Origin of the sequence: Gimesia alba, assembly GCF_007744675.1 — a bacterium.
GTDB lineage: Bacteria > Planctomycetota > Planctomycetia > Planctomycetales > Planctomycetaceae > Gimesia > Gimesia alba.
This window is the reverse complement of the sequence record NZ_CP036269.1, coordinates 2693102-2719420: the sequence shown is the minus strand read 5'-3', so window position 1 is coordinate 2719420 and position 26319 is coordinate 2693102. Positions and strand designations below refer to the sequence as shown.

At 50.5% G+C, this 26319-nt stretch carries 18 protein-coding genes; 5 read left to right on the top strand and 13 right to left on the bottom strand.

Going from position 1 to position 26319, the window contains the following annotated elements; translation table 11 throughout:
- Positions 1–23: 23 nt before the first annotated feature.
- The 3 genes from metK to secA all read right to left on the bottom strand — a co-directional run bounded on the left by metK (position 24) and on the right by secA (position 6510).
- Positions 24–1202 carry a methionine adenosyltransferase gene (metK, locus tag Pan241w_RS10080; protein WP_145214564.1) on the bottom strand — a complete coding sequence of 393 codons (1179 nt, stop codon included), beginning with the start codon at positions 1200–1202 and terminating at the stop codon, positions 24–26.
- A gap of 368 nt (positions 1203–1570) precedes the next feature.
- On the bottom strand, positions 1571–2914 hold the full coding sequence (locus Pan241w_RS10075) for a 3-deoxy-D-manno-octulosonic acid transferase (RefSeq protein WP_145214561.1): 1344 nt from the start codon (positions 2912–2914) through the stop codon (positions 1571–1573).
- A 47-nt stretch (positions 2915–2961) separates the two neighbouring features.
- Positions 2962–6510, bottom strand: a complete 3549-nt coding sequence (gene secA, locus Pan241w_RS10070; protein ID WP_145214558.1) for a preprotein translocase subunit SecA — start codon at positions 6508–6510, stop codon at positions 2962–2964.
- A 396-nt stretch (positions 6511–6906) separates the two neighbouring features.
- Here secA and Pan241w_RS10065 point away from each other — a divergent pair, with 396 nt between their 5' ends.
- Positions 6907–7617: a molybdopterin-dependent oxidoreductase gene (locus Pan241w_RS10065; RefSeq protein WP_145214555.1), complete on the top strand. Its 711-nt coding sequence runs from the start codon at positions 6907–6909 to the stop codon at positions 7615–7617.
- Between the two features lie 566 nt (positions 7618–8183).
- Here the strand turns inward: Pan241w_RS10065 and Pan241w_RS10060 are convergent.
- Positions 8184–9083: a hypothetical protein gene (locus Pan241w_RS10060; RefSeq protein ID WP_145214553.1), complete on the bottom strand. Its 900-nt coding sequence runs from the start codon at positions 9081–9083 to the stop codon at positions 8184–8186.
- A gap of 311 nt (positions 9084–9394) precedes the next feature.
- On the opposite strand from Pan241w_RS10060, the gene Pan241w_RS10055 reads away from it, so the two are divergent.
- Positions 9395–10330 (top strand): hypothetical protein, encoded by a 936-nt coding sequence (locus tag Pan241w_RS10055; protein WP_145214550.1) that lies wholly within the window; start codon positions 9395–9397, stop codon positions 10328–10330.
- 17 nt (positions 10331–10347) lie between these two features.
- Here Pan241w_RS10055 and Pan241w_RS10050 read toward each other — a convergent pair whose 3' ends face one another.
- On the bottom strand, positions 10348–10935 hold the full coding sequence (locus Pan241w_RS10050) for a DUF6940 family protein (RefSeq protein ID WP_145214547.1): 588 nt from the start codon (positions 10933–10935) through the stop codon (positions 10348–10350).
- A gap of 139 nt (positions 10936–11074) precedes the next feature.
- On the opposite strand from Pan241w_RS10050, the gene Pan241w_RS10045 reads away from it, so the two are divergent.
- Positions 11075–11581, top strand: coding sequence for an endonuclease V (locus Pan241w_RS10045; RefSeq protein ID WP_145214544.1), 507 nt, complete (start codon positions 11075–11077; stop codon positions 11579–11581).
- A gap of 1 nt (position 11582) precedes the next feature.
- Here the strand turns inward: Pan241w_RS10045 and pckA are convergent, their stop codons facing one another.
- The 5 genes from pckA to Pan241w_RS10020 all read right to left on the bottom strand — a co-directional run bounded on the left by pckA (position 11583) and on the right by Pan241w_RS10020 (position 17675).
- Positions 11583–13169: a phosphoenolpyruvate carboxykinase (ATP) gene (gene pckA, locus Pan241w_RS10040; protein WP_145214541.1), complete on the bottom strand. Its 1587-nt coding sequence runs from the start codon at positions 13167–13169 to the stop codon at positions 11583–11585.
- Positions 13170–13356: 187 nt separating this feature from the next.
- Positions 13357–14358 carry an NAD-dependent epimerase/dehydratase family protein gene (locus tag Pan241w_RS10035; RefSeq protein ID WP_145214538.1) on the bottom strand — a complete coding sequence of 334 codons (1002 nt, stop codon included), beginning with the start codon at positions 14356–14358 and terminating at the stop codon, positions 13357–13359.
- Positions 14355–16016, bottom strand: a complete 1662-nt coding sequence (locus Pan241w_RS10030; protein ID WP_145214536.1) for a fatty acid CoA ligase family protein — start codon at positions 16014–16016, stop codon at positions 14355–14357. The genes Pan241w_RS10035 and Pan241w_RS10030 overlap by 4 nt, the downstream gene beginning before the upstream one ends.
- 39 nt (positions 16017–16055) lie before the next feature.
- Positions 16056–16877 (bottom strand): formylmethanofuran dehydrogenase subunit C, encoded by an 822-nt coding sequence (locus Pan241w_RS10025; protein WP_145214533.1) that lies wholly within the window; start codon positions 16875–16877, stop codon positions 16056–16058.
- 27 nt (positions 16878–16904) lie between these two features.
- A complete protein-coding gene (locus Pan241w_RS10020) occupies positions 16905–17675 on the bottom strand; it encodes a hypothetical protein (RefSeq protein WP_145214530.1) in 771 nt (256 codons plus the stop codon).
- A 256-nt stretch (positions 17676–17931) separates the two neighbouring features.
- On the opposite strand from Pan241w_RS10020, the gene Pan241w_RS10015 reads away from it, so the two are divergent.
- Positions 17932–20016 (top strand): HEAT repeat domain-containing protein, encoded by a 2085-nt coding sequence (locus Pan241w_RS10015; protein WP_198000445.1) that lies wholly within the window; start codon positions 17932–17934, stop codon positions 20014–20016.
- A gap of 322 nt (positions 20017–20338) precedes the next feature.
- Entirely contained in the window at positions 20339–21607 is a 1269-nt protein-coding gene (locus Pan241w_RS10010; RefSeq protein ID WP_145214525.1) for a GNAT family N-acetyltransferase, read from the top strand.
- 26 nt (positions 21608–21633) lie between these two features.
- Here the strand turns inward: Pan241w_RS10010 and Pan241w_RS10005 are convergent, their stop codons facing one another.
- The 3 genes from Pan241w_RS10005 to Pan241w_RS09995 form a co-directional block, all read right to left on the bottom strand.
- On the bottom strand, positions 21634–23196 hold the full coding sequence (locus Pan241w_RS10005; RefSeq protein ID WP_145214522.1) for a PP2C family protein-serine/threonine phosphatase: 1563 nt from the start codon (positions 23194–23196) through the stop codon (positions 21634–21636).
- Between the two features lie 207 nt (positions 23197–23403).
- Entirely contained in the window at positions 23404–24975 is a 1572-nt protein-coding gene (locus tag Pan241w_RS10000; RefSeq protein WP_145214519.1) for a dicarboxylate/amino acid:cation symporter, read from the bottom strand.
- 108 nt (positions 24976–25083) lie between these two features.
- The gene (locus tag Pan241w_RS09995) at positions 25084–26283 is read right to left on the bottom strand and encodes a Gfo/Idh/MocA family protein (protein WP_198000444.1); all 1200 of its coding nucleotides are present in this window, start codon (positions 26281–26283) and stop codon (positions 25084–25086) included.
- Positions 26284–26319: the final 36 nt, after the last annotated feature.

Here is a 26319-nt window from a genome sequence, read left to right as displayed (position 1 = left end):
CAAGCCCTACACAACTCCTGATTTCAGGAGATGGCAAATTGAGGCTCGGGAACTTCTGCTCCCAAACCGGCAGCATCTCTCAACTCAGCAGCTTTGTCTGTGGCTTCCCAGGTAAAATCGGGATCATTACGTCCAAAGTGACCGCCCCAGGTAGTTTTTCTGAAAATCGGACGACGCAATTGCAGATGGTTGATAATTCCCTGTGGATTTAACGGGAAGATGTCTCTGACCAGTTCCGAAATCGTTTCTTCAGGAATCACTGAGGTTTCCTTGGTATCAACATAAATACTGGTCGGCTCAACCACACCGATGGCATAGGAAAGCTGAACTTCGCATTCAGTCGCTAACCCTGCTGCAACAATATTTTTCGCGATATAGCGTGCCATATAAGCGGCTGAACGGTCGACTTTTGTCGCATCCTTACCACTGAAAGCACCACCACCATGACGTCCCCAGCCACCATAGGTATCAACAATAATTTTACGGCCTGTCAGACCAGTATCGCCGTGGGGACCACCAATCACAAACCGACCGGTTGGATTGATATGATACTTGGTCTCGTCACTCAGGAAGTTGGCCGGGATGACTTCTTTGATCACATTTTCAATGATGAATTTATGAATTTCTTCCTGAGTAATATCATCAGTATGCTGGGTTGAGACCACAACAGCGGAAACTCCAACCGGTTTTCCGTCTTCATAATCGACAGTGACCTGGCTTTTACTGTCAGGTAATAACCAGTTCACTTCACCATTCTGACGAATTTCGGTCAGCTTATTCAAAATGCGATGCGAGAGTGCAATCGGCACCGGCATATATTCTTCTGTTTGATTGCAGGCATAACCGAACATCAGCCCCTGGTCGCCGGCTCCTTCGGCGTCGACCCCCTGGGCGATGTCTGCACTCTGTTGATGCAGTTTCACCAGTACTTCACAGGTATCCGCATTAAAGCCGATATCATTGCTGGTGTAACCAATATCACGGATCACATCTCGGGCAATTTTCTCGTAATCGACCTGGGCATTACTTGTGATCTCTCCAGCCAGCACTACAAAGTCGGTGGTACACAATGTTTCACAAGCGACGCGTGAATTAGGATCGCCAGCAAGTAATGCATCCAGAATACCATCCGAAACCTGATCAGATACTTTGTCAGGATGCCCCATACTGACAGATTCACTTGTGAACGAAAAATTAGCCATGCGTCACTCCATCCTTTTTGCATTTAATAATGTGATCATGAAATGTGTTGTCCGAACCGGACCGACTCTCAAGCACGCCATAGTTCATTATCGCGTAATGCATGCTGTCTTTCTCAACCTGGGTCCCCTGGAGATGTTTCCATCAACCTGAACTCGGGCGAACGACCTGAAAGCCACTTTAACCTATGATACTTAACAAGATAGACCGCATCACCTTTGTGAATGCGCTCCAGAGATAACTATTTTAAAATAATTGTAGAGCCCCTGAATCAACTCAACAAGAGTTCCTTTACTCCGCCTGGCTCTTTTGGACAAGGTTTCTCAAAATTCGCCCTGAATAGAGCCAGTGCGGTAAATCCCGGAATACCTTAGGCGGCCCGATCACAAGGCGACTCTTCGCCGGGCTTAACCAGAGGCACAATCAATTCAACGGTTCGACTCGTCGCTCCCCGCTGATTCAATACAAATGCCTGCGCCCGCTCGCCTTGACTTCTGGCTGATACGGGGTCTTCCAGCCAGGCTGTTAAAATGTCGAGCAATTCCCCCTGATTCTGCACGACCGTAGCCGCCTGGTGTTGAATTAAAGCATCTACCACGTCTTTAAAATTCCAGGTATTCGGCCCAAACATTACCGCTGCACCAAAACCGGCCGGCTCAATCATATTCTGTCCGCCGCGCTTCGTCAGACTCCCACCCACAAAGGCGAACTCAGCTAATCCCCAGCAGGCCTTCAACTCACCTAATGTATCCAACAGGCAAATCGCCGGTTTATCATTGGTGGAAAAGGGCAAAACAGCACCAACGTCATCCCGGCTCTGATGGCTGCGACGAATCAAAGGCAAGCCGTACCGTTTCACCAGTCCGGCGACTTCCTCAAAACGTTCCTGATGACGGGGAACTAAAATCAGCCGTAACTGAGGAAATTGCTTTCTGGCTTCCAGATAAACATCCAGTGCAATTCGTTCCTCGGGTGACTGCGTGCTACCCGCTAACAGAATTGTCTCGGATGCTTTCAACTGGAACGCATTTCGCAATTCATTGGTGAGTGGATCATCCCGTTCAATCTGAATCCCATCAAACTTGATCGATCCTGTCACATGAATTCCCTCGGAATTCCCTTTCAGGTCTGAAAACCGGTCCGCATAAGTCTCTGTCTGGACGGCGATCAGATGCAGTCGATTCAACAAAGGCCTGACCAGCGCACGAATCTTTTGATAGCCACGCAAACTGTTTTCACTCAAGCGACCATTAATGATCGAAACCGGGATCTTGAGTCGGTCTGCAGCCAAGACAAAATTCGGCCAGAGCTCCATTTCAACCAGAAATACCGCCGTTGGTTGAATACGCTGCAAAGCACGCGAGACGGCCCAGGAAAAATCCAAGGGATAGTAACAGACACAATGCTGGGGAAACTTCTCTCTCGCAACGGCATATCCGGTATGCGTCGTCGTGGTAATCACAAATTCCACATCAGGATCCTGCGACGCCAACTCCTCGAAGAGAGGGGGTAACTGTAATACTTCTCCCACACTGACGGCATGAAACCAGAAACAAGGCTGGTTACCATCCCGCTCAGGCAGACTTCCTAGAAATTTCTGATCCCAGCCGGATCGATATTTCTTGAGAATCAACACTCTGTAAAAAATCACAGGCGATACCACTGCCAGTAACAGGCAGTACGCCAGATTCAATAGATAGGAAATTAAACGCACGGGATTCCATTCCCCTGGTAAAGTAAAGCGACATCATCCTCTGAAAACTACAGATTCTTTCCGCAGCACTTTTTATACTTCTTACCGCTTCCACAAGGACAGAGATCATTTCTGCCGACCTTCGGTTGCTGATTCACAATCGGTTCGATTGACCGCTCTGTGGGTTCGGGAGGCTGCTCTCCTTCACTTACCGGTTCATCATAGTCATAATCATCCGTAACCTCTTCATGCACAGTCGAAGTGACCTGCCACAAAGAGCCGACAAAATCAGGACTCTGTTTTTCCAGTCGGAAGATGGCAGAAGTCACCTGCTGACCGATCCGGCCCCACATCGCATCAAAGGCTTTCATTCCTTCACGACGGTATTCCACTTTAGGATCTTTTTGGGCATATCCCACCAGACCAATGCCGGACCGCAGATGATCCATATAATACAGATGGTCTTTCCAGGAGGTATCCAGAACTTCCAGAATCAGCGAACGTTCCGCCTGACTGAGTTCCGGACGATACCGCTTATTATAAGCCTGATACAGGCGAATCCGAACTTCATCATCGGTTAAAGGTTCCAGCTCTTCTGTCGTCAGATTTAATTCCAGTTCTTCATTGGCCCAACTGGCAATTTCATCCAGAGCTGCTTTGTGCCCACCGGAATGGGCTCCATTACCTGAGGCGGCTGCACTTTCCCCCGCATAGGCTTTCGTGAGGAGCTGTTCAATTCGTGTCGAGGCTTCCCCATTCACAAACACCTTTTCGCTTTCCGCAGAAAGGATGTTTTGAATTTCACTGAGCTGCTTGCCTTTTAATGCTTCCTGATCCAGATTGGAGTGGAATCGTGAATTCGCCCACTTCACCAGACCAACACGACTGTTCGCCTCATTGCCGGACTGCTGGTTCCCCAGGAAGTTATACATCCCGACGGTCACCGGAAATGAAACTTCTTTCTCCCGGTAGAGTTCTTTCACGATCTCCAGAATCTTGTCTTTGGCTTCAGACACACTCAGGTCATTGAAATCCTTGGGATCAGCTTCAATTCCAAACTGATAATCTAGATATCCTGCCAGAGAACGGGGCCCCCAGTCCTCATCCAGAAATGCCTGCAGTGGCGTGAAATCAATACGGCCAATGGCTTTCTGGGCATGGTCAAACAATGTCTGATGCAAGCCATCCCGACCAATTTTCTTCAGTTCACGTTCATTCAGATTCAGATTAAAATGCGCGTTCGTCCATTTGGAAAGCGCCTGCCAGTTCCAGTCATCTTCATACTCTTCCGGAAGATTTTCAGCGATCTGCTCGGCAATCAAATCGTCTGCCTGCAGTGTTGCTTCATCTTTCAGATAACTGACCAGCTGATCGTAAGTCATATCACGAACGTTCGCAGCATCGACATCAATGTGCGCTTCCTGGCTACACCAGGCGGCAATCGTATCCCAACGATAATTTTTATCGAGCAGACGCTCGGTTTCTTCATCAATCTGCCGTTCGATCATTTCCAGAATCAAATCACGACAGTTGCAACCATCTAGAATCTGTTGACGATATCCATAAACGGCCTTACGCTGTTCGTCCATCACTTCATCGTATTCCAGCAAATGCTTTCGCTGTTCAAAGTGACGTTCTTCGACTTTCTTCTGAGCGCCTTCAATTCGCTTGGAAACCATTCCACTTTCGATGGCTTCCCCCTCTTCCATGCCCAGACGCGCCAGGATATTTTTTACCCATTCGCCGGCAAACACACGCATCAACTTGTCTTCCAGCGACAAGAAGAAACGACTTGACCCCGGGTCACCCTGACGTCCCGACCGGCCACGCAACTGCAAGTCGATCCGGCGGGAATCATGACGCTCAGAGCCAATCACATGCAGGCCTCCCAGCTTCATCACTTCCGCGGCTTCGACATCCATGCCTTCCCGTTTTTCAATGTCTTTGACCAACTGGTCCCACTCGGCTTTGGGAACTTCCAGACGCGATTCATATTTCTGGCTCAATTCATCCCAGGCGATATGCTCGGCGCTTCCACCTAGAATAATATCGGTACCACGACCGGCCATATTTGTGGCGATCGTCACAGACCCTTTTCGACCGGCCTGCGCGATAATTTCGGCTTCACGTTCGTGATGCTTGGCGTTGAGGACATTATGGGGAATTCCGTATTTGCTCAGTCGGTGACTGACAATTTCCGACTGTTCAATCGAAACGGTTCCCACCAGAATTGGACGCCCCTCTTTGTGGACTTCACGCACTTCGTCGGCAATCGCGTTCCACTTTTCTTTCTCAGTCTGATAGATCACATCCGGGTGATTAATTCGCTGCATCGGCCGGTTCGTCGGAATGCTGACCACATCCAGTTGATAGATCTTCCAGAACTCTTCCGCTTCAGTCATCGCGGTACCGGTCATCCCGGCTAATTTATCGTACAGTTTGAAGAAGTTCTGCAGGGTAATCGTTGCCAGAGTCTGAGACTCTTCCTTAATCTTCACGCCTTCTTTGGCTTCGACAGCCTGATGCAGGCCATCGCCCCACTGACGCCCCGGCATCAATCGTCCGGTATGATCATCGACAATAATCACTTCGCCCTGCTGCACTACATAATTCACATCGCGCTTATACAGATGATGCGCTTTAAGAGAGTTATCAATCAAATGCGGCCATTCCATATTGCCCGCAGTATAAAAACTCTCAACGCCCGCCAACTCTTCCGCATGCTTCACACCGGCATCGGTCATGTGACAGGTATGCTCTTTTTCCTTGACTTCAAAATCAACATTGGGCGTCAACTTGAGCGCCACGGAATTGGCCTTGGAATATTTTGTCAAATCATCTTGCGCAGGCCCGGAAATGATGAGCGGCGTTCGCGCTTCGTCGATCAGAATATTATCAATTTCGTCCACCACGGCATAATTCAGCGGTCCCTGGACCTGCAGTTCCTTCACAGGTTTCATATTGTCCCGCAGATAATCGAAGCCGAACTCGTTATTCGTTCCGTACGTGATATCGCAAGCATAATGTTGTTGTCGCTCTTCAGGTCCCATCCGAGATTGAATCGCGCCGACAGTCAGTCCCAGTGCAATATGAATCGGCCCCATCCATTCCATATCACGCAGTGCGAGATAATCGTTGACTGTCACGATATGGACTTTACCTGATAACGCATTCAGAAACGCGGGCAATGAAGATACCAGAGTTTTCCCTTCCCCGGTCACCATTTCGGCGATCATGCCTTTATGTAGAAAGTAACCACCAATCATCTGCACCGGGTAATGTCGCATATTCAAATTACGCCGCGCAGACTCGCGCACCGCGGCAAAGGCGTAAGTGAGAATATCATCCAGTGTTTCCCCTGCATCCAGGCGTGCGCGCAATTTCGACGCGGTCTCTTTTAACTCGTCATCAGAGAGCTTCATCAACTCGGGTTCGAAACTGTCAATTTCAGCCAGCATCGAACCAGGCACGATTTCGTCTTTGCCCTCTTTATCGCGGACAAAGCCCAGTTTGCGAATTTGACGTTCATTCGAAGAACCGAACAGGCCCGTCAGAAATCGCTCCAGAAATGCCGTAACGGTCGTTAACCATTCACCCAGTTTGTCAAGGAATTCCATTTTTTAACCTGAACTCGAATTCTCGAAAATAGTCTTTAATATAGATCAGGCGGATCACAGCCCGACTGTCATACTGGCAGTACGCGCGTTCCGCTCCAGAAAAATCAAAGTGCGTACCAACAACACAGTATCCCTGTCCGGAATACATTTAATCTCTGTAAGTTCTTCTCTTTCCGAAGTTTATTTATTTTGAAAAATATGGTCAATGGCGTTATTTCGTTCGCTCATCACCTTTACTCCGGACAATCGAATGGCTCACTCATACTGAAATGCAACCAATGTGCCAAGTCTGGGGGATTTGTAATATCTTCCTCTGGATAATTTAGCAGAAATTCTTATATTTCAGGTCACTATCAGGCTTACGTCACATGACTTAACCCCCTATGGAGCTTACAGATGTATAACGGTTCTGAAGCAGACAAATACCAGGCTGGCGACCCTCCCTCTCCCCCTGCAACAGATTCCGAAATCATTATCAGCTCAGACACCTTCCGCCAAAATCGGATTCCCGCCGGCCAATCGCGGACCCGCAAATGGCCCGTGCTGCATGCCACCTCGGTCCCCAAAATCGATTGCGACACCTGGAAACTGGAAATCGGTGGCCTCGTCGAACATCCGCTCTCCCTCACCTGGGACGAATTCCAGCAGCTCCCCCGCACTCAAGTCTTCGCTGACTTTCACTGTGTCACACGCTGGTCACGCCTGGGAAATCTCTGGGAAGGAGTTTCCGGCAGAGAAATCATGAAACGGGCCGGCGTTCAATCTGCAGCCCAATATGTCATCGCCACCGGTTATGATGGCGGCTGGACTACCAATCTCCTCCTCCAAGACTTCCAGTCAGAAGACGTCCTCCTGTGTGATAAGCATGACGGCGATCCCCTCGACGCCGATCACGGCGGCCCCCTCCGATTGATCGTCCCCCTGCTCTATGCTTGGAAAAGTGCCAAATGGCTCAGACGAATCGATTTCATCTCTGAAGACACACCTGGCTACTGGGAACGCTGCGGCTATCACAATCACGGCGATCCCTGGGTCGTCGATGAAAACAATCCCGACGGCGAACGCTTTCAATCCAAAGACAACATCCCCCCCGGCTTTTTTGATTGATTCGATTACTGTTAACTCGCCGGGTGAACAACACGCATCTCTGCCCGTGAAATTTCACCGAAAACGGGCACACATCTCTACTTGACAGCGACTCGCCACTCCAGATACTTGCGGGCTAAGCGTCGCGCGCATGAGACAGGGGTCAAAAATGCTGAATGTGCCGACGTCCTGTTAATTCCAGCACTATAAAAGCCCCTTATTTTAGCCGATGGGAACGGGAACATCAGGAACCAGCGCTCAAACAACCCCCTCGCATCATTCCGCTTTCGTTTGACTTCGTGGGAACATTTAGGAAGTTCAAAGGATGATCACGGGAAATCGCATGTCGTTCAATTGAGTGCTATTTTTGATTCTCAGCTTGACCCCGGAATACCGTTTCCCATGATGATCATTTCTCAAATAAACACTCCGCCATAAACCAGACTGTATCAGATCACGATTTTTCAGCGCAGATGAAAATCGGACACCTTCAAGAATCATCAACCACTCATCTGGTTACGGGGTGGATTCTACTTTACAACAAGAGCACGTTAAGATCAGCAACATATAAAATGAAGACATCCAACCTATTGTTTCGCCTGACGTTCTTTCCGGTTGGTTAAAACGGGCGTGCCACTTTGACCGTTCCTTCTCGATTGTCCAAATGGCATGCGAATCGCTTTCTCCAAGGGAGGAACGCGCGCTTCTGATAATGATTGCAATTCTTCACAAATCACATCATTCAAAATCGTTTCGAACTTTTGCAGACAGGTGGCAATCTTCACTCCGTCATGCACACGATGGTCATACACAAACGTAATCCGCATCGTCCCGTCCGGCTGCACCGGACCATATGTCACGACCAGATTTCCCAACGAAGGCGGGTGAAGACTGGTCACATCATATTGCGCCAACGAAGTCACTCCCACCGTGCCCGTTAAATTCGTTCTGACACGAGCAAACAGATTCAGCGCGAACCACCAGATCATTCGTCTGAAGAACCACGGAAGCCGTGAGAATCGATCTCGCATCCGAAACAGTCGATTTTCTTCAAGCGGCTGTTCCCGAGCCTGCTCAATGGCATTTTGAATTTCCAGCAGTGAGCATTGTTCTGGCTGTTCGATCCGATGAAAGATCAATAGATTCCCATCGTCGACAATTCGGTTCATCGCGACATAGCCAATTTGATGCGGATGCTGATACAGATGAGGCCACGGCCATTTAATATAAGCACAACACAATTCGGGCTCACTTTGAGCAAGACGAGCCATCGCCTTCAACATAATCGCCGCCCATCCGATTCGCTGCGGGCTTTTCTTGCGCAGTTGCACTATGTTTTGCACATCGCAAATCCGCGAGACCGGCTGACTGGGAATCTGGCTGGTAAAATATAAATAGTCAGACATAAACCGACGATGCGGTTTCAGCTTGATGCGCTTCCCTCGTCTCAAATTGTGTTGATCCAACGATGCTTGCTGTATCTTCATGTCGCTCTACCATATGAGGTTAGAATGATTAACCACCCTAACGTGCCTGAATAGATGTCTCATAATACAGTTGCATCCTCCCCTCTTTCTATCTAAAAATAGGAAATCATCACTTTTTCGAGCATGATGTCTGTTGAACTTAAAATTGACTTTGATTGTCGACAAAACATGTTAAGAAATTTTAACATGAACCAGATAAGGAGTCGCGAATAATGCGGTACCAAAGATGTTCGAGAGATGAAACATACGATGCGTTTGACGACCAGCTCCCTAAACAGTTTTAAAGCCACCGCATTTAAGAAAAACCGCTTATGCCAAAACAGATTGTAATAGCCTTACTCGTTTGCTTCAGTCCTGCCGGATTCGCGTTCTCCTTATTTGCGAGCACTCCCCCTGACGGTGATGCAACGATCCGCGGCAAAGCGGGCGATTCTGAAATCGTCATCACCACCACAAATCGGCTGGCGGGCGCCATTCACTCTCTCACCTGGAACGGAAAAGAATTCATCGACAGTTTCGACCACGGTCGGCAACTGCAGTCCGCCGCCAGTTTCGACTGCAGCCTGCCCGGCGAATTCTGGGCTGAACGCTTTAACCCGACCGAAGCCGGCTCTCGCTCTGACGGCGCAGGACCCACTTCGTCCAGCAAACTGCTTTCACTTCACGCAGCTGGAAATGAATTGCAAACAACAACCCGCATGGCGTTCTGGTTAGCCCCCGGTCAGAACTCATCTGGCAGGCCCGCACTGAATGAAAAAGTCCTCTCGGATCATTTGATTTCCAAACACGTACGTATCGGTTATCAAAATCACGATAACATCATCGAGTATAAAACCACGTTTACTGTTCCCCCAGACGAGCAACACACCTACGCCCAGTTCGAAGCACTCACCGGTTATATGCCTGCCGAGTTTGAAACGTTTTGGAGTTTGAATCCGAAAACCGGCAAATTGAAATCCATCGACGACGGACCGGGCGAACAAAATCTGCCAGTGATCCTGAGCACCAAAGACGGCAACTACGCAATGGGCGTCTATTCTCCCGAACAACCATCTCCCGGCTTTGAACACGCTGGCTACGGCCGCTTCCGTTTTCCGGCTGCGAAAGTCGTCAAGTGGAACTGCGTCTTTCGTGTGCGCAACAAACAGGGCATCCCCGCAGACAAATATTCCTTTCGCGTCTTCGTCGCCGTCGGTAGTCTCGACGATATTCGACAGGCACTGACATCACTTGTGAACACGTTTTAATTGACTGATCAGACCGATTACTCCATCGCTCGATACGGTTGATAATGATAATACTTCGGACGATCATCGAGCCGTACATGCAGCCAGGAGACACCGGCTCCTGCGGTGCTCAGCCAGACTGGCTTCGAACTGAGCCGCTGCTGCATGGCCGTACTAACGGCTTTCCACAACTCCCTTTTCTGAAGCTTGGGGGCCTCGCGTACAAATGCCGCCAGATGTCCGTAGTCCGCCGCCGCGTCTTGGGGGGACGGAACCACCAGAATTGCATCCTTTCTCAGATTCGGAAAGACAACGACCCCAGTCCCTGTATCATCCAGAAAATGCGCCGCGAATGTCTTGTCGTCCGGATATTCTGCCAGCCCCGGGCTGTCAATCAACACGAACTCAAAGGGTCTGTCAATTGTTTTCGTCGAGACAGGTGGCGTCTCCCAGCGAAATGCAGAAAAAGGAGCGTCAGCTAACACAGAGACGAACCAGGCACTAAATTCCGTGTCCTGCTGCCAGAGATTGAGAACGTCCGCATACGTGACCAGTTCAGTATCATTCTTGACGGTGAATCTGACCACAGGCTGGCCTGAAACTGGCTCGGAAGATGCATTCCACATACGAACTCCCTGACGACGATAGGATTTTTATAGACTGATTTTATAATGATCCTAACGGAAATTTTTCCTGAATGGCAGGTACGATTTTGTAATTCCAATCGAGGCACACTTATTAAACTGTTAAAGAAAGTAGTTTATTTTGAATCTGGTTCTAGACGTACATTACCGTGATGATGATTCCGCGAAAGTAGCAGGCATTCTGTTTCAGGAATGGGAATCGGATTGCCTCGAAACAACACTGGTAAAACAGATTCCCCAGGTCGCTCCCTACGAGCCCGGTAGTTTTTTCAAACGCGAACTCCCCTGCCTCCTGGATCTGATTCACGACATTGACCGTCCCCTGGATGTCATCGTCATCGACGGCTTTGTGACGCTGGGACAGGACCAGAGCCCCGGCCTAGGAGCGCACCTCTATCATCAACTGAATGAGCAAATTCCCGTCATCGGTGTCGCCAAATCCCGTTTCGCGAATACCCCCGATGAGACCTGCATCTATCGGGGAACAAGCCAGAATCCACTCTACGTCACGTCCCTCGGCATTCCGCTCACAGAGGCAAAACGCAAAATCACCGCCATGCACGGCGAGTTCCGCATCCCCACCCTGCTCAAACGCGTTGACCAGCTCTGCAGAGCTGAAGACAAATAAACTACACCCGCGGCGCTGCAGCGAGTACTTCTTCTGAAACACCGGACGCGTATTTCATGAAGTTCTCATTAAAAGCGGTGGCCAGTTTAATTGCGGTCGCTTTGTAAGCACTTTGATCGGCCCAGGAATTATGAGGCACGAGCATCTTGTCATCCACGTCGGGACACTTCGTCACAGTCGCCGTTCCGAAAATCGGGTCGATTTCGGTGGGGGCGTGATTCAGCGTTCCCGAATGAATGGCGTCGATAATCGCCCGTGTATGCTGCAGGCTGATTCGATTCCCCACGCCGTACGCACCGCCATTCCAACCGGTATTGACCAGCCAGACATTCGCGTTGTACTTCGTGATTTTCTCTGCCAGCAGATCCGCATATTTCCCCGGATGCCAGACCAGGAACGGCCCACCGAAACAAGGGGAAAATGTCGCCTCGGGCTCATTCACGCCGACTTCCGTGCCCGCGACCTTCGCCGTGTAACCGCTGATAAAGTGATACATGGCCTGCTCGGGTGTCAGCTTGCTGACAGGAGGCAAAACACCAAACGCATCACAAGTCAGGAAAATCACATCAGTGGGATGGTCGGAAACACAGGGAATTTTGGCACTGGGCATATACTCAATCGGATACGCACCACGTGTATTCTGTGTGAAGCTGGTATCGTTGAAATCGACGTGATGACGCGCTTCATCATACACCACGTTTTCCAATACCGAACCGTAACGCAGCGCCTGAAAGATTTCCGGCTCGTTTTCTCGAGAAAGATAAATGGCTTTCGCGTAACAGCCCCCTTCAATATTAAATACGCCATTATCGGTCCAGCAATGTTCATCGTCGCCAATCAGATACCGCTTGGGATCGGCTGAGAGCGTTGTTTTCCCTGTTCCTGACAGACCAAACAAAACCGAAGAACGCCCCGTCTGCTTATCGGCTGTCGCCGAACAGTGCATCGATAGAATCCCGCGTTTGGGCATCAGGTAATTCATCACTGTGAAAATACCCTTCTTCATTTCTCCCGCGTATTCGGTTCCGAGAATGACAATCTCGCCGTCTTCAATGCTCAAGTCCACGCTGGTTTTGGACGTCATGCCGGTCGTGAAACGGTTGGCGGGGAAAGTGCCGGCGTTATAAATCACATAGTCCGGTTTGCCGAAATCTTTCAGTTGTTCTTCCGTCGGACGAATCAACATGTTATGCATAAATAACGCGTGATAGGGACGCGAGCAGATCACACGCACCTTAATCTGATATTCCGGGTCCCAGCCGGCGAAGGCATCGATCACATACAGGTGCGGGCAGATATTCAGATAATCGGTGGCCCGTTCCCGATTGCAGTAAAAGGCATGCTGATCAAGGGGGTAATTCACATCACCCCACCAGATATCTTCTTCCGAACTTTTATGTTTGACGACGCGTTTATCTTTGGGAGAGCGGCCTGTCTTTTCGCCAGAGTAAGCAATCAAAGCTCCTGTATCCGAAATGGAAGCACCAGGCTCAAAACGAATTGCTTCTTCATACAGCATCGAGGGATCGGGATTCCGCATCACCCAGTCCACATTGATTCCATGCTCTGACAGATCAAACGACTCCATTTTGCCACTCCATTCACGTTATTGAAATTAATGAGACCTTCGACATCCTGAGCGCGCTGGGATTCAGAAAGGCCACTGATCAGTGCAATTCGACGCAAGTTTAATCTCTATCAGCATTTTCACCAAGAGAGATTCCCACCTTTGTGTCCAATTTCTTAAAAGCATTTGTGAGGGAAATCTTCCAGAACTATTGTGCAGCGAGACGCTTCAATTCCGGCTCCATACGCCGCATCGCTTCTGCAAAATCGACAAGGGGCTGATAACCAAAATCATGCCGGGCGCGACTGATGTCGTAATAATGCGAACTGCTCAATTGTGATGCCAGAAAACGCGTCATCGGTGGTTCACCAGGCAGATGCAGCATGCGGTAGACAAACTCCAGAACGCCACCAATCCGCTTGGCTGCTTTCACGGAAATCTGTTTTTGCACCGGCGGCAATCCCGCCAGACTCAGCAACTGATTGATCCATTCCCACATTAAAACCGGTTCCGGCTCATTGATAAAATAAGCCTGCCCTCCTACAGGAGAATCAGCGAACAACCGGGCGGCTGCCTGCAAATGCGCGGCGGCGGCGTTCTCAACATAACTCATCGAAATCAGATTGGTCCCGTCTCCCACCTGTCGCAAGCGACCGGATTTGGCGCGTTGAATTAACCGGGGAATCAAATGATTATCACGCGGCCCCCAGATTAAATGTGGCCGGAGTGCCACCGTCGCCAGTCCTTTTTCTCCATTGGCGGCCAAGACCGCTTTTTCTGCAAGCATCTTGGTATGCGGATAGTGACAGAGAAACTGCTCGCTGTACGGCAACTTTTCCGTCCCGTTCTCATGCGCGGACCCATCATATACCACGCTCGGCGAACTCGTGTAAACCAAGCGAGTCACGCCCTGTTTCTGGCAGGCTTCGAGAACATTTAATGTCCCCTGCGTATTGATGCTGTAGAAATAATCCCACGGCCCCCAGATACCAGAGACCGCTGCGGTATGATAAACCGTATCGATCCCCTCACAGGCTCGCATAATAGCGTCCGCATCACGAATATCTCCCTGGAACGTTTCCACGTTCAATTCTTTCAGACGCGGATACTCACCACGGCAGAAGACGCGAACCGTCTCGCCCGCTTCAACCAGTTGTTCTACAATATACAGACCAAGGAAGCCGCCTCCCCCGGTAACGAGTACGTTCATCGAATCTGTTTCTCTGCCCAGGGTGCCAGTTTTTCACGGAAGATTTTTACATTATGCCGAATATCTACAGGCAACGAATGATGAAATAAAATGGTTTCAATCGACTCGGTCAAGGGATTAGCCTGCCCTAACGCCAGTAGTTCCTGTGTCAGTTGATCGCGGGCGGACTGGCTTTCCGGGAAGTCCCCCTGCTCCGGTTCCACTATGATCACCGGCTTCTGTGCCCCTGCTGCGCCGACTCCCACCAGGGCACTGCGATAAATGTGCGGATGCTGATTAAAAATCGCTTCACAGCAAACCGTAAACATCGGCCCGTTTGCACCATGGACCATATGTGCTTTGCGTCCACAGAACCAGAGCTTGCCCGCTGCATCACGATAGCCGACATCTCCCATCCGATGCCAAAATCGCGCACCATCCGGGATCTTCGCCAGTTGTGTTGCCTCAGGTCGTTGAAAATATTCGCGCGTCGCCATCGGCCCCTGCACGATGATTTCTCCAATCTCACCTGGTGCGAGTTCCCTTGCCTGCTCGATAGAGGCGATTGGTTCATTGTGAATTTCAATAATTTTCACCTGCACGCCTGGAAAAGGAGTTCCCACACAGGTCCCGGCACCGGAGGCGGTCTGAGCTGAAGTCTCCTCCAATACTTCACGCCCGCAAATCGAAGCGACGGGCAGCGATTCAGTAGCGCCATAAGGTGTATTGATATCGGTTTCCGAATTCACAAACGTCTTCCGCATGCGTTCGATCACATGCACGGGAACAGGCGCCCCCGCCGACAGGACTCGTTTTAACGAAGGCAGTTGTATCTGATGCTGCTCACAGTAACGGCCGATCCGATTCCACATTGCCGGCGAACCAAAGGCCTGCGTCACCCCTTGATCATTAATCTGCCGAATGATTTTCTCTGGATTCACCTGCGCTGGCTTCGTCGGATTCATATCGGGAACCACTGTTGTGACCCCCATTGCCGAATTGAATAATGCAAACAAGGGGAAGCCCGGCAGATCAACTTCGCCCGGTTGAATCTGATAATAATCGCGTAACAGATCGACCTGAGACCAGAACATCCCATGTTCGTACGCCACCCCTTTGGGCGGTCCGGTACTCCCACTGGTAAAGATAATCGCCGCCGGGTCGGTCGCCGTCCGCTGAACCATTTCGAGCGGTTCCCAGTCTCCGCCGAGTAACCATTGATAGTCAATGCCCGATGTCAAAACCGGTTTGCCCACAGTCACATTCAAACGGGCTTCAGGAAACGAGCGTCGTTTCAGTTTGCGAATCAGCTGCGCCAGTGGGATCGCCACGAACCCCTCAGGTTCGACTTCGGATAAACAGCGAATGATATTCTTACCGCCCATGCCGGGATCGATCAGAATAATCACAGCGCCTGCTTTGAATAACGCAAATGTGAGTGCAATGAATTCCAGGCTGGGGCGCACCATCAATGCCATCCGCGTTCCAGGTTGCACACCGAGCTGAATCAAGCCGCGGGCCAGCCGATCACTCTCCTGATCAAGCTGTTGAAACGTCATACTGCTGTAAGCATAACGCCCCTGTTTGTCTTTTCCTGCCGGGAAGACAACCGCTTTTTGGAAAGGCCAGGCCTGAGCTGACTGATGAAGCCGGTCGGCAATATTACGTTGTGTAGACATGAGCAAAAGGAACGCGGGTGTCAAAAGAAACGGCACTCATCACTGGCGAACCAGAATCTCCCCCTTGCCAAGAGCCAGAAAATCTCCACAGTATCGTCGGTACTCGCTCTCAAAACAATCATCGGGAACCGGGAACCCAGCCAATCTCAACTCTCTCAGAAAAAAAGAAAGCCACGTGGGACGATACACACACGAATATTTAAACGTCGGCAACAGTTCCGGTTCACCCGGTTCTCCAAACAGACCAATCGTACCACGCCGCATGCCGGCTCCCAATCGTCTGCCCATTTTACCGAATGAGAAAATCGAACCGGCAATCATGTCAAAGCCAGTCGCTTCTCCCGTGGTGCCTCCAATCACAATCGTGCCGCGACGCATGCGGTGGCCCGCTTCATTGCCGATATTCCCGTGAACCAGAATCGTCCCGCCGTTCATGCCCCGCTTACTTCCGGGATAGGCAGCGCCCACCAGATCGCCGGCGTTGCCTTTGATGCAGAGTGTGCCCCCCTTCATTTCAGTCGCAATCGAATCGGCAGCATTGCCTTCCACCAGAATTTCGCCACCCGTCATTTCAGCGCCCAAATGCATTCCCGCGTTGCCCTCCACGCGAATCCGTCCCTCGTTCAAACCGGCACCGATATATTTCACACGAGAACAATCGCCCGACCAGACTACTAAATCTTCGTCGCTCGAAGTTTGTTGCACGTCAAAAAAATCGCCAACCGTCAGCCTGCGACTACCCTGCAAGACAGGCAGACTACGAACTTGATCGACTGATTGTCCACTCACAGAGGCATGATTCACCGAACTCACTTCAAGTGGAACCGTGAGCGTTTGCTGGAGAGTCAACATAAGAGCCATGCGAAAGTGTTTCTTTATCAGCTTGCGTTATGCAGTCTTGCCCATGTTGGCCAGACCTTCGATGAAACGACGTGCTGCCAGATAGTCATTGGGGAGCATATCCCGAATCTGGCCACGCAGTTGATTTTTCATCTTCTGCGCTTCCGCATAAATCTGCTGTGAAATATCAGAAGTGGCGCCTGTCGAATCGCGCAGAGAAAACAGTTTCTGCATTTTTTCACGCGAGGCTTCATATTCCGATCCCATCAAAGACTCGGGCCAGGAAATTTTCCCGGTTGCCGGGTTAAGCTGGCTGGCACTTAACTTGACATCACTTTGAGTAAAGCCGGCTTCAAAGTAGACACTACTCCCGCTCTCTCTACGTTTCTTATTTTCAGCAACCCGCTTTTCACGTTCTGCTTCTCGCTGTGCTGCTTGCTCTTTTTCCATCGCAGCACGTTCCTGATTGTAAGCCCGCTGTGCCTTTTGTCGTTCGACATAAGTCTCCGCCAGCTTCTTCTGGTTATCGAGATACTTGGCGCGAGCCTCTTCATAATTGACCATTGACCTGGAACGATCCACCATGGCCTGTCCCTGTGCACGAATCAGAGCGGAACGGGTATCGCCCCACCCACCCCAGTTGCCAGTGTAATACCCACCGCCATACCAGGGAGTGAAAATCGCAGGGCTGTAACGCCCCGGCCAGTAGTGAATATTACTTCCCGAATACCAGGGACCCGCCGGCAGCAGATGCACCGCGGAAAACAGTACTATCAAACACAATCCTGGCAAGGTCGCTTTGCGCATTACTGTTTTCATCTCTTTACCTCTAAACGTAAATTGAATGCTAAGCCCCGCCACTGAGTTTCGCACTTCGCTTGGGAAAGGCTTATGTGATTTCCTGATGAATCCGAGTGGAATTACTTGATTTTTTGATACCATTCATGATATCTATAATAACATAGTTTAATGTTCTCGTCTCTATTTCGCCAGTCTTTAAATCTGAAGGGATCATGAATTCTTTACCTTTCAGAAAATTTGGCATTCTCAACGATGATCAGCAGGAAACATGCCCATGCGTCAGTTAATCACAGCAGGTCTTTTTTTGTCGCTTTGTCTCTTTGCGACTGAAAATCTCTTTGCACAATCTCCTGACATTGATTCCCTGATTCTTCAACTGAAGGGTGAGAACGAAGATCAGCAGGCACTCGCCGCGCATCAACTTGGGGAACTCGGGTCCAATGCGAAATCTGCAGTTCCGGCATTGATCCAGGTGGTCAAAACGGGGTCTGTCGCATCACGCAGTGAAGCCATCATCGCTTTGGGAAAAATTGGCCCCGATTCAGCGGCAGCGGTACCAGAATTAACAAAAATTCTGCGAAGCTACTCAATCATTCTCAAATACAATACATTGCAGGCATTAAGACAGATCGGTCCCGCTTCGAAACCGGCGATCAAACAAATCGTCCCCCTGATGGAAAGCAATAACACCTATTTGAATGTCGCTGCCGCCCGCGCAGTTGCCTCTATTGATCCGGACAACAAGGAAAACTTAAAGCAGGCGATCAAAGTTTTACTGGACGGTCTGGATGTCTCTATGAATGAAGTCCGTTCTGATGCCGCTACCGGGCTTGCAGAAATTGGCGAACCAGCCGTCAAACCGTTATTGGAAACATTGAAAAAAGAACACGCCGCAGATCATCACACGGAATGCGAAAAAATCTGTGATGTGATCGCTCAGATGGGATCGCAAGGCGAATCAGCAATTCCCACTCTGCTCAAAATCGTGAAAAAGGTAGATGATCCCAATCTCGTCTGGCGGGCGGCTCACGCTCTGGGAACCATCAACGCCAGTCCCAAAGAGGTCGTTCCCGCATTGACCGCATTACTGTCAAATGCGTCACCGGAAGTGCGTGCCAATGCGGCAATCGCGTTGGGAGAGTTTGGTGCCGCAGCAAAGTCTGCTGTTCCCGAACTAACCAAACTCCTCTCTGACTCAGAGTTGAGTGTGAAACTCGATGCTGCCGCTTCTCTGGGAGACATCGGACCTGATGCGGCCAGTGCTGTCCCGCAACTCGCATCGGCAATGCAGGCAGGTCCTGTTGCGTTAACCCTGACCAGCGCGTCTGCCCTGTCTTCGATCGGCGAAGCATCCGTCCCTGCTTTAAATGAAATGCTGGCCAAAGACTCGCCTTTGAAATTGCTTGCTGTCCATGTTCTGGGTGAAATCGGTGCCTCTGCGAAATCATCGATTCCGGAATTGGTCAAGCTCATCAATTCACCTGATCCGGATGTCAGCCAGACAGCAATTACCAGCTTGGGAGAAATGGGTCCCGCCGCGATTCAGGTGGAACCGCAGTTGCTCGACATTCTCAAAACGTCAACCGGTAAAACCAGAAATGCAGCCGTCTATGCGCTTTCCAAAATCGGTAGCAAAAAAGCATTACCACTGATTAAACAATATGCATCCGCTTCCGATGAAGACGAACGCTTCCGTCTGGTTTGCGCCTGGGCACTCGTCCGTGATAATCCCACAGATCCCGAAACCGTCAAAGCGGCCCTGCCTGGTTTGATTAAAGTCCTCTCCGACGAAAACCCACTGGTCCGTCGCGAAGCAGCAAACGCCATTTCTCTGACAGGCCCCCTGGGTGAACCAGCCGTCGCGGCTCTCACCGAAGCCCTCAAGAAAGAAGAAAACCCACGCGTGACTATGGAACTGATCTCTGCACTGGCAGAGATTGGGCCAAAGGCTGCTGCCTCTGCCGTACCGCTGATCACCCCCTACCTTTCTTCCGGAGATCGCGAGCTGCGGATGATTGCCACTTATGCTCTGGCCCGATTTGGTGCCGCATCAAAATCGGCAATTCCTTCCCTCGAAAAAGAACTCTCTGCACATAATGGAATGGAAAATACGGTCACCCTCTGGGCACTGGCTAAGATTGACCCGACACCACAAAGAGCACAGAAAGCTGCCCCCAGTATGGCGAAAGTCATCACGGATCATCAAAATCCAGATGCCCGCCTGGAAGCTGCAATCAGCCTCGGTGACTTCGGCATCAACACTCCTGAAATCAAACAGGCTCTGGAACAAGGCTTGAAAGATAAAGATCCACGCGTCAAAAAAGCAGCTGAAGCAGCACTCAAAAAACTGGGAAGCTGATTCTCTGCTCAGAGAGCACGTTGTTTTTTCTCAACACAAGCTCGAATCACGTTGAGAAAAAGCAACGTCAATCTAGCGCGCCAGCGTGTCGTCAGCATCCATTACCGACTCTCTGGTTATGGTTAAAGTCGACGCGCCAAGGATAACCGGAATATTCCCAACGCGTTATCAGTGCATTCTGTGCCAACGACGGGTTCCGAGAGGAAATCACAGAAGCCGTCTGTCTCTACCGGGAAAGTGGCATGATTGTTGCGATTCTATTTAAAGTGACTTTAAGAATGATGTAACATTCGCTTCTTCTCAGCCAGTACCGGAGCCAACCATGATCACAGTTGCGGAAATCAACGACATCGATCGAATCGATAATTTTCGGCTGGCTTGGCGCTCCCTGCTCGGCAAAACCAAAGGGGTCACGTTTGCGCATTCCCCTGAGTTTCTGGAACAGTACTGGGAACATTTCGGCGAAGGGCTCAAACTGCGCACGCTGATGGTGACACTGGGAAATAAAGTCATCGGCATTGTGCCTCTGGTTGTGAAACCGGTTCCTACAAAAATGGGAACGATGCGCGTCCTGACCTATCCACTTGATGGCTGGGGCGCATTCTTCAGCCAGATCGGTCAGAATCCGGCCGCCACCATGGTCACCGCCATGCGGCACCTTCGCAATTCCAAGCGTGACTGGGATCTGATTGACCTGCGATATATTGATCAGGATGGTCTCGATCGCAAACGAACCGCGAACGCATTCAAGTCGGTCGGTTTTCAGGGAAGCCAGGCCGTCTGGCAACAGTTGCCTCTTGTAAACACCCAGGAGACAGACTGGACTTCCTATCTCTCCAGTCGTTCAACAGACACACAACAACAGATCTTTTCTGCAGAGCAATCCATTTCAAAAACAGGACGCGTTGCCTTTTATCGCTCGCAACTGGAAGATCCACTCGCTCCCGGCTGGAATCCCCGCTGGGATCTCTGGACCGAATTTGAACAGATGGAATTTTCATTTGGAAACCAGACCACCATCGCCGGCGGTTCGTTTTCCAACAGCAGAAAACTAGCCTTTCTCCGCGATCTGCACGGGCCTGCTGTTCGCGCGGGGCTCGCGCGCATTGATGCCCTGTTTATCAACCACACTCTGGTTGCTTGTGCTTACGGACTCCAGCACGCCCACGGTACCGATTACCTCGCATTAGGCCGCCAGAAAAATGCGTCCCCGGAAGTGATCACCGCACTCATCGCCCATATGATTCAGCAATCCATTCTCGATGGAGAGCCATCGCTGAATCTGTCATTGCTCGGACCGGAGTTTGCCAGCATCTGGAAAAATCAGGATCAGAAAAGCTACCGCTGCTCTCATTTTCCTGTCACAGCGCCCCGTTCACAGGTCTTACGTCTCAACCGCTGGATTCAACAACCGGCACTCAAACCGAGTCGAACGGAATTGGTCGCCACCACCAAACCGGAACTGAAATTGTCGCAGACGCCCGATACGGACTCCAGTATCGAAATCACAGCGGAAGCACCACCGGAATGGCACAGCAAGCAGGCGTCGAGTAACGATGATGTTCAACGTCGATTTCGAGTGGTCGGCTAACGAAGACAATCAGGGTCCGTTGAATTTTACTCGGTACACCGCGCAAATTTCAGGACCATCAACGTCCGGTCATCCCCGTCGTTTCCACCCTCCAGGTGTTTTTGCAGTTTGGTCCAGATACCCTGCATCACTTCTTCCGCCGTATCCTCTGTGTGATTTTTCAGGACGTTCATAATTCCGTCCGAACGAAACATTTTGCGTTCGCTGCTCATGGCTTCGCTGATGCCATCACTGAACCCAACCACAATGTCATTCGTACAGATGGGAATCACGGAATAATCATACTCGTTTGATTCGGTAACGCCTAACAGCATCCCATGCGAAGTTAAACTCGTGATCTTCCCCTTATGCACCCAGAATGGCGCGGGATGTCCGGCATTGGTATAGGTAAACGTCCGGTTCTGCGTATCGATCACCCCATACATCATGCTCATAAACTGATGAGGCAAGGACGTATGATACAGGGCAGTATTGATCCGCCCAATCACAAACCGAGTGTCTTTCGCCTGTTCGATCGGACCTTCCGTCAACGTACGTAAAGCGCCGCGAACCGAAGCCATCACGACGGCAGCAGGAATACTATCCCCCGATGCATCACCCAGCGCAAAACAGGTCACATGCGGACCCAGTGAAATAAATTCGCATAAATCGCCCCCCACTTCATGATGGCTGATCGACTGGACGGCAATCTGAAATTCACGATCCTGCGTCGATTCCTCAGCGAATTCCGCAGGAAACGATTCCGAGATCACCTTCAGTTCTTTTTTCAGACGCAGCTGATTCTGGCTCTCTTTAATTAAGACCGCTCGTTCCAGAATCGTACTGACCTGTGCTCCGATGGATTTCAAAACATGGACATCTCGCTCATTTAGATGGCGGGCACGCCGGTCGAATGCCCACAGAGTTCCAAACGGCCCTGAATCAGACTGCACCGAAACACAGATCCCCGTCAGGCAACCTTCCGGCAACCAGCGCGCCAGTTCTGGTGTGTCCTGGCGATTGATAATCAACCCATCCTTGGCGAATGCTTCCAGATCAGGGGGAGATTCTGATAATTTTCGGCGATGAAAGGGAATCTCAAATGCAGTCAGGCAATACTGAACCCGCAGTGATAACTGATTCGATTCGGAATTCAACAAAAAGAAACCCGCAGCTCGAAAACCGGTAAGTTGCAAAGCCGCTTCCAGAAGTTTCTGCAACGAATCCTGTAATGCCTCCTGTTTTGTCACAGACAGGCCGACATCCACCAGCGTGGAAACTTCCTTATTCTTCGTCTCTAATGAGGAACTCATGGTTTCAATGCGCGAAATCAGACCGCCCACCAGTTCCGCAAATTTGATCGCCGTCACAAACAGGTGATCATTGGCGGTCTCTTCGGGAAGCGACAGATAAAGATAACCCAGGCAGCGATTACCATCTTCGATCGATTCATACCAGCAGTATTTCTCGCTCTGGCACAGCTCGGCTTCCAGCGATTTTCGCTCTCCCGGCTTGGCGGGAGTGAACCGTAAGGGCCAGCCGGTGATCTCCGTAAACTGGTCACAAATGGTTTGAACCCATTCCAGAGGTGGGGTGATTGTTTGTTCCATGTCACCTGATCCAAGAAGCGCCGATACAAAATATGCGAGAAACTGAGCGGAATGCTCTATATTCTCCTATCGACAGGCAGGTGCCGGTAAAATACTCCCGAGTCCGGTTGTGACGATTGAATCGGTTCTCCCTCAGGAAATCTCACTCAACTCCGGTTTTTAGCAGCTTGCAGTGAACTTGGCACCAGACAGACAGCCCGGAATCGCTTAGCGATAGCGTTCAATGACGGCACAGCCACAGGAGTCACTCCAGACGTTCACAGACGTTCGGCACATATCCAGTACCCGGTCCACAGCGATGATCACTCCTTGTGCCTCGAGCGGTAGCCCCACTGCCTGCAAGACAATCGCCATCATCACCAGACCCGCATGTGGAATGCCGGCAGCACCAATACTCGCCAGCAAAGCGGTAATCGCCACCACAAGCTGCTGGGAAAGCGGCATCACTTCTCCCGTATAGGCTTGTGCAATAAACAGCACGGCAACTGCTTCATATAACGCCGTCCCATCCATATTGATCGTCGCTCCCAACGGAAGCACAAACGAACTGACTTCGTTGGAAATCTCCGCATTTTCTTCCACACAACTCATCGTCAAAGGCAGCGTCCCGTTGGAAGACGCCGTTGAAAAAGCCGTCATTAACGCCGGACTCATGGCACGGGCAAATTCCAGTGGAGAGCGTTGTGCGACAAATTTCAGCAGACAGGGTAAAATCACCACCGCATGAATCAATAACGCGAGAAAGACAGCCGCCATGTACCAGCTCAGTATTTTGAAAATTTCAATCCCCTGAGACGAGACGGCATACACCATAAACGCCAGCACGCCAATCGGTGCCAGACTGATGATAAACATTGTCATCCGCATCATGACTTCAAAACCGGCCTGGAAAAAGTCCGTCATGACTTTGCCATGCTTCCCCCCCACCAGCAGAATAAAGATTCCGGTCAGCATGCTGAATGAAATGATCGAAAGAAATTCCCCTTCACCTAACGAGTGAATAATGTTCGTAGGAACCAGGCGATCAATCATCTCCAGAAAAATGGAACTGATGGATTCCTGCCCGGAAGAGAGAGACCCATTACCACCCGGCAACACGGCCCCAATCCCGGGCCGGATCAGATTCACAACAAAAATCCCGGTAAAAATCGCCAGCAGGCTGGTCGAAAGATAATACAGCAGTGTCCGTGAAAACATGGCGCCAAACCGAGCCGCATTTCCCAGGCTGGCTATGCCGGTAATCAACGAGGTCACAATCAGAGGAATCGTCACCATTTTCAGTAGTCGTAGAAACAAGTCCCCGACCCACTTGGAAATCGCCATCACTGTCTGAGAAATACCGAGCCCGAACAACTCATAGTCGACCTTCCACTGCGGATAAGTTTTCACCAACGCTTCACCGCTCGGCGCAGAATACGAAGTCACTGTGCTCTGTTCATTCACAGTCCGGGTGTAAGTCAATTCGACTTTCTTGAATGAATCGACAATGTGTATGGAGCGACCGGTGACTTCCAGTGTCACTGGTTTCTCAAGCTCTCCTTTGACAAACAGGCTTTTCAATTCGGGATACCGCTTGACTAATTCCGCGCGGTCTTTGAATTGATACTCTTTCTGGTCCTGTGCCCCGTTTTCCTGTGAAACCTGATAACCAGCGTCTGACGGTTTGATCGTCAACGACAGATCTTCCAGCGAGATTTCACCTGGATTAAAAGCAAAACCGAGAAGTGTCCCTGCGATCAAAGCAATTAAAATTTGATAATGCAGCGGAAGGTTCTTCATGAAACACCAACTTCCCGATTCTCTTTATTTCAGTACGTAAAAATAACACCACAATCCATCCTTCCGGATTGCAGACGTATCAGACTTGATCAAACAGCTCATCAAATCCTAGCTGCGAGCGCTATCACACTGAAACGGCAGCCAGGCACCATTTTCATGACTGCTGGCAACCGACTGCTGGATGAAGAACATCCCTTCCACCCCATCGTACACGTTCGGGTAGATTGTGTTTTTGGGTTCAAAGGGCTGTCCGGTAATCCGATTGATCATCGCATCAAAAGCCCCACGGTAAATGTTGGCAAACGCTTCAAAGAACGCTTCCGGATGGCCGGCAGGTAATCGGCAGGCAGCTGCCCCCATCTCATTCATGAACGGCGCATTCGGATCGCGCGTGTAAAGCGAATGTGGTTGCCCGTTGCGGCGGATCACCATCTGGTTCGGTTCTTCCTGTCGCCAGGCTAGAGCACCTTTGGTGCCGTCGACCTCGATGAACAGGTCATTTTCACGGCCGTGTGAAATCTGGCTGGCGGTGACAGTACCTAATGCTCCGTTTTGAAAACGAATCACGGCATGACCGTAATCATCCAACTGGCGACCGGGGGCGAAAATTTTCAAGTTGCATGAAATTTCTTCTGGCAACAATCCCGTCATATATCGGCCCAGGTTATAAGCGTGTGTAGCGATATCACCGAAGGCACCGGCGGCGCCCGATTTCGCAGGATCGGTGCGCCAGGCAGCCTGCTTTTGTTCTTCCTCTTCCAGACGAGAACGTAACCATCCCTGAATATAATTGGAGCGAACGGCTTGAATCTCGCCCAGTTCCCCCGACAGAATCATTTCCCGCGCCATCCGTACCAGGGGATAACCGGTATAATTATGGCTGACCGCAAACACCACGCCTGATTTCTCAACGAGTGTTTTCAGTTCTTCCGCCTGTGCCAGATCAAAGGTCATTGGCTTATCACAGATCACATTGAAACCCGCCTCCACAGCCGTTTTGGCAATCGGAAAATGGGTAAAGTTAGGAGTCGCAATGCTGACAAAATCAATCCGCTGATCTTCAGGAAGTGCAAGCTCTTTCTCGACCAGTTCTTCAATAGAACCATAGGCCCGGTCCGGTTTGATATCATAAGCGGGCGCTGATGCTTTTGCTTTTTCGGGATTGGACGACAGAGCCCCTGCCACCAGCTCGGCCCGATTATCCAGGCAGGCGGCAATGGAATGTACCCGACCGATAAACGACCCCTGTCCCCCACCTACCAGTGCCATCCGCAATTTACGATTGAGTTGACCGTTCATTGTTTCCATTGTTGACTTCCTTCCTCTTGTTGATTCATTCTATAC

Bases quoted from the DNA above. Each gene is read 5' to 3' on its own strand.
- metK (WP_145214564.1), bottom strand. From the start codon at position 1,202: ATGGCTAATTTTTCGTTCACAAGTGAATCTGTCAGTATGGGGCATCCT.
- secA (WP_145214558.1), bottom strand. From the start codon at position 6,510: ATGGAATTCCTTGACAAACTGGGTGAATGGTTAACGACCGTTACGGCA.
- Pan241w_RS10065 (WP_145214555.1), top strand. From the start codon at position 6,907: ATGTATAACGGTTCTGAAGCAGACAAATACCAGGCTGGCGACCCTCCC.
- Pan241w_RS10060 (WP_145214553.1), bottom strand. From the start codon at position 9,083: ATGAAGATACAGCAAGCATCGTTGGATCAACACAATTTGAGACGAGGG.
- Pan241w_RS10055 (WP_145214550.1), top strand. From the start codon at position 9,395: ATGCCAAAACAGATTGTAATAGCCTTACTCGTTTGCTTCAGTCCTGCC.
- Pan241w_RS10050 (WP_145214547.1), bottom strand. From the start codon at position 10,935: ATGTGGAATGCATCTTCCGAGCCAGTTTCAGGCCAGCCTGTGGTCAGA.
- pckA (WP_145214541.1), bottom strand. From the start codon at position 13,169: ATGGAGTCGTTTGATCTGTCAGAGCATGGAATCAATGTGGACTGGGTG.
- Pan241w_RS10035 (WP_145214538.1), bottom strand. From the start codon at position 14,358: ATGAACGTACTCGTTACCGGGGGAGGCGGCTTCCTTGGTCTGTATATT.
- Pan241w_RS10030 (WP_145214536.1), bottom strand. From the start codon at position 16,016: ATGTCTACACAACGTAATATTGCCGACCGGCTTCATCAGTCAGCTCAG.
- Pan241w_RS10025 (WP_145214533.1), bottom strand. From the start codon at position 16,877: ATGGCTCTTATGTTGACTCTCCAGCAAACGCTCACGGTTCCACTTGAA.
- Pan241w_RS10020 (WP_145214530.1), bottom strand. From the start codon at position 17,675: ATGAAAACAGTAATGCGCAAAGCGACCTTGCCAGGATTGTGTTTGATA.
- Pan241w_RS10015 (WP_198000445.1), top strand. From the start codon at position 17,932: ATGCGTCAGTTAATCACAGCAGGTCTTTTTTTGTCGCTTTGTCTCTTT.
- Pan241w_RS10010 (WP_145214525.1), top strand. From the start codon at position 20,339: ATGATCACAGTTGCGGAAATCAACGACATCGATCGAATCGATAATTTT.
- Pan241w_RS10005 (WP_145214522.1), bottom strand. From the start codon at position 23,196: ATGGAACAAACAATCACCCCACCTCTGGAATGGGTTCAAACCATTTGT.
- Pan241w_RS10000 (WP_145214519.1), bottom strand. From the start codon at position 24,975: ATGAAGAACCTTCCGCTGCATTATCAAATTTTAATTGCTTTGATCGCA.
- Pan241w_RS09995 (WP_198000444.1), bottom strand. From the start codon at position 26,283: ATGGAAACAATGAACGGTCAACTCAATCGTAAATTGCGGATGGCACTG.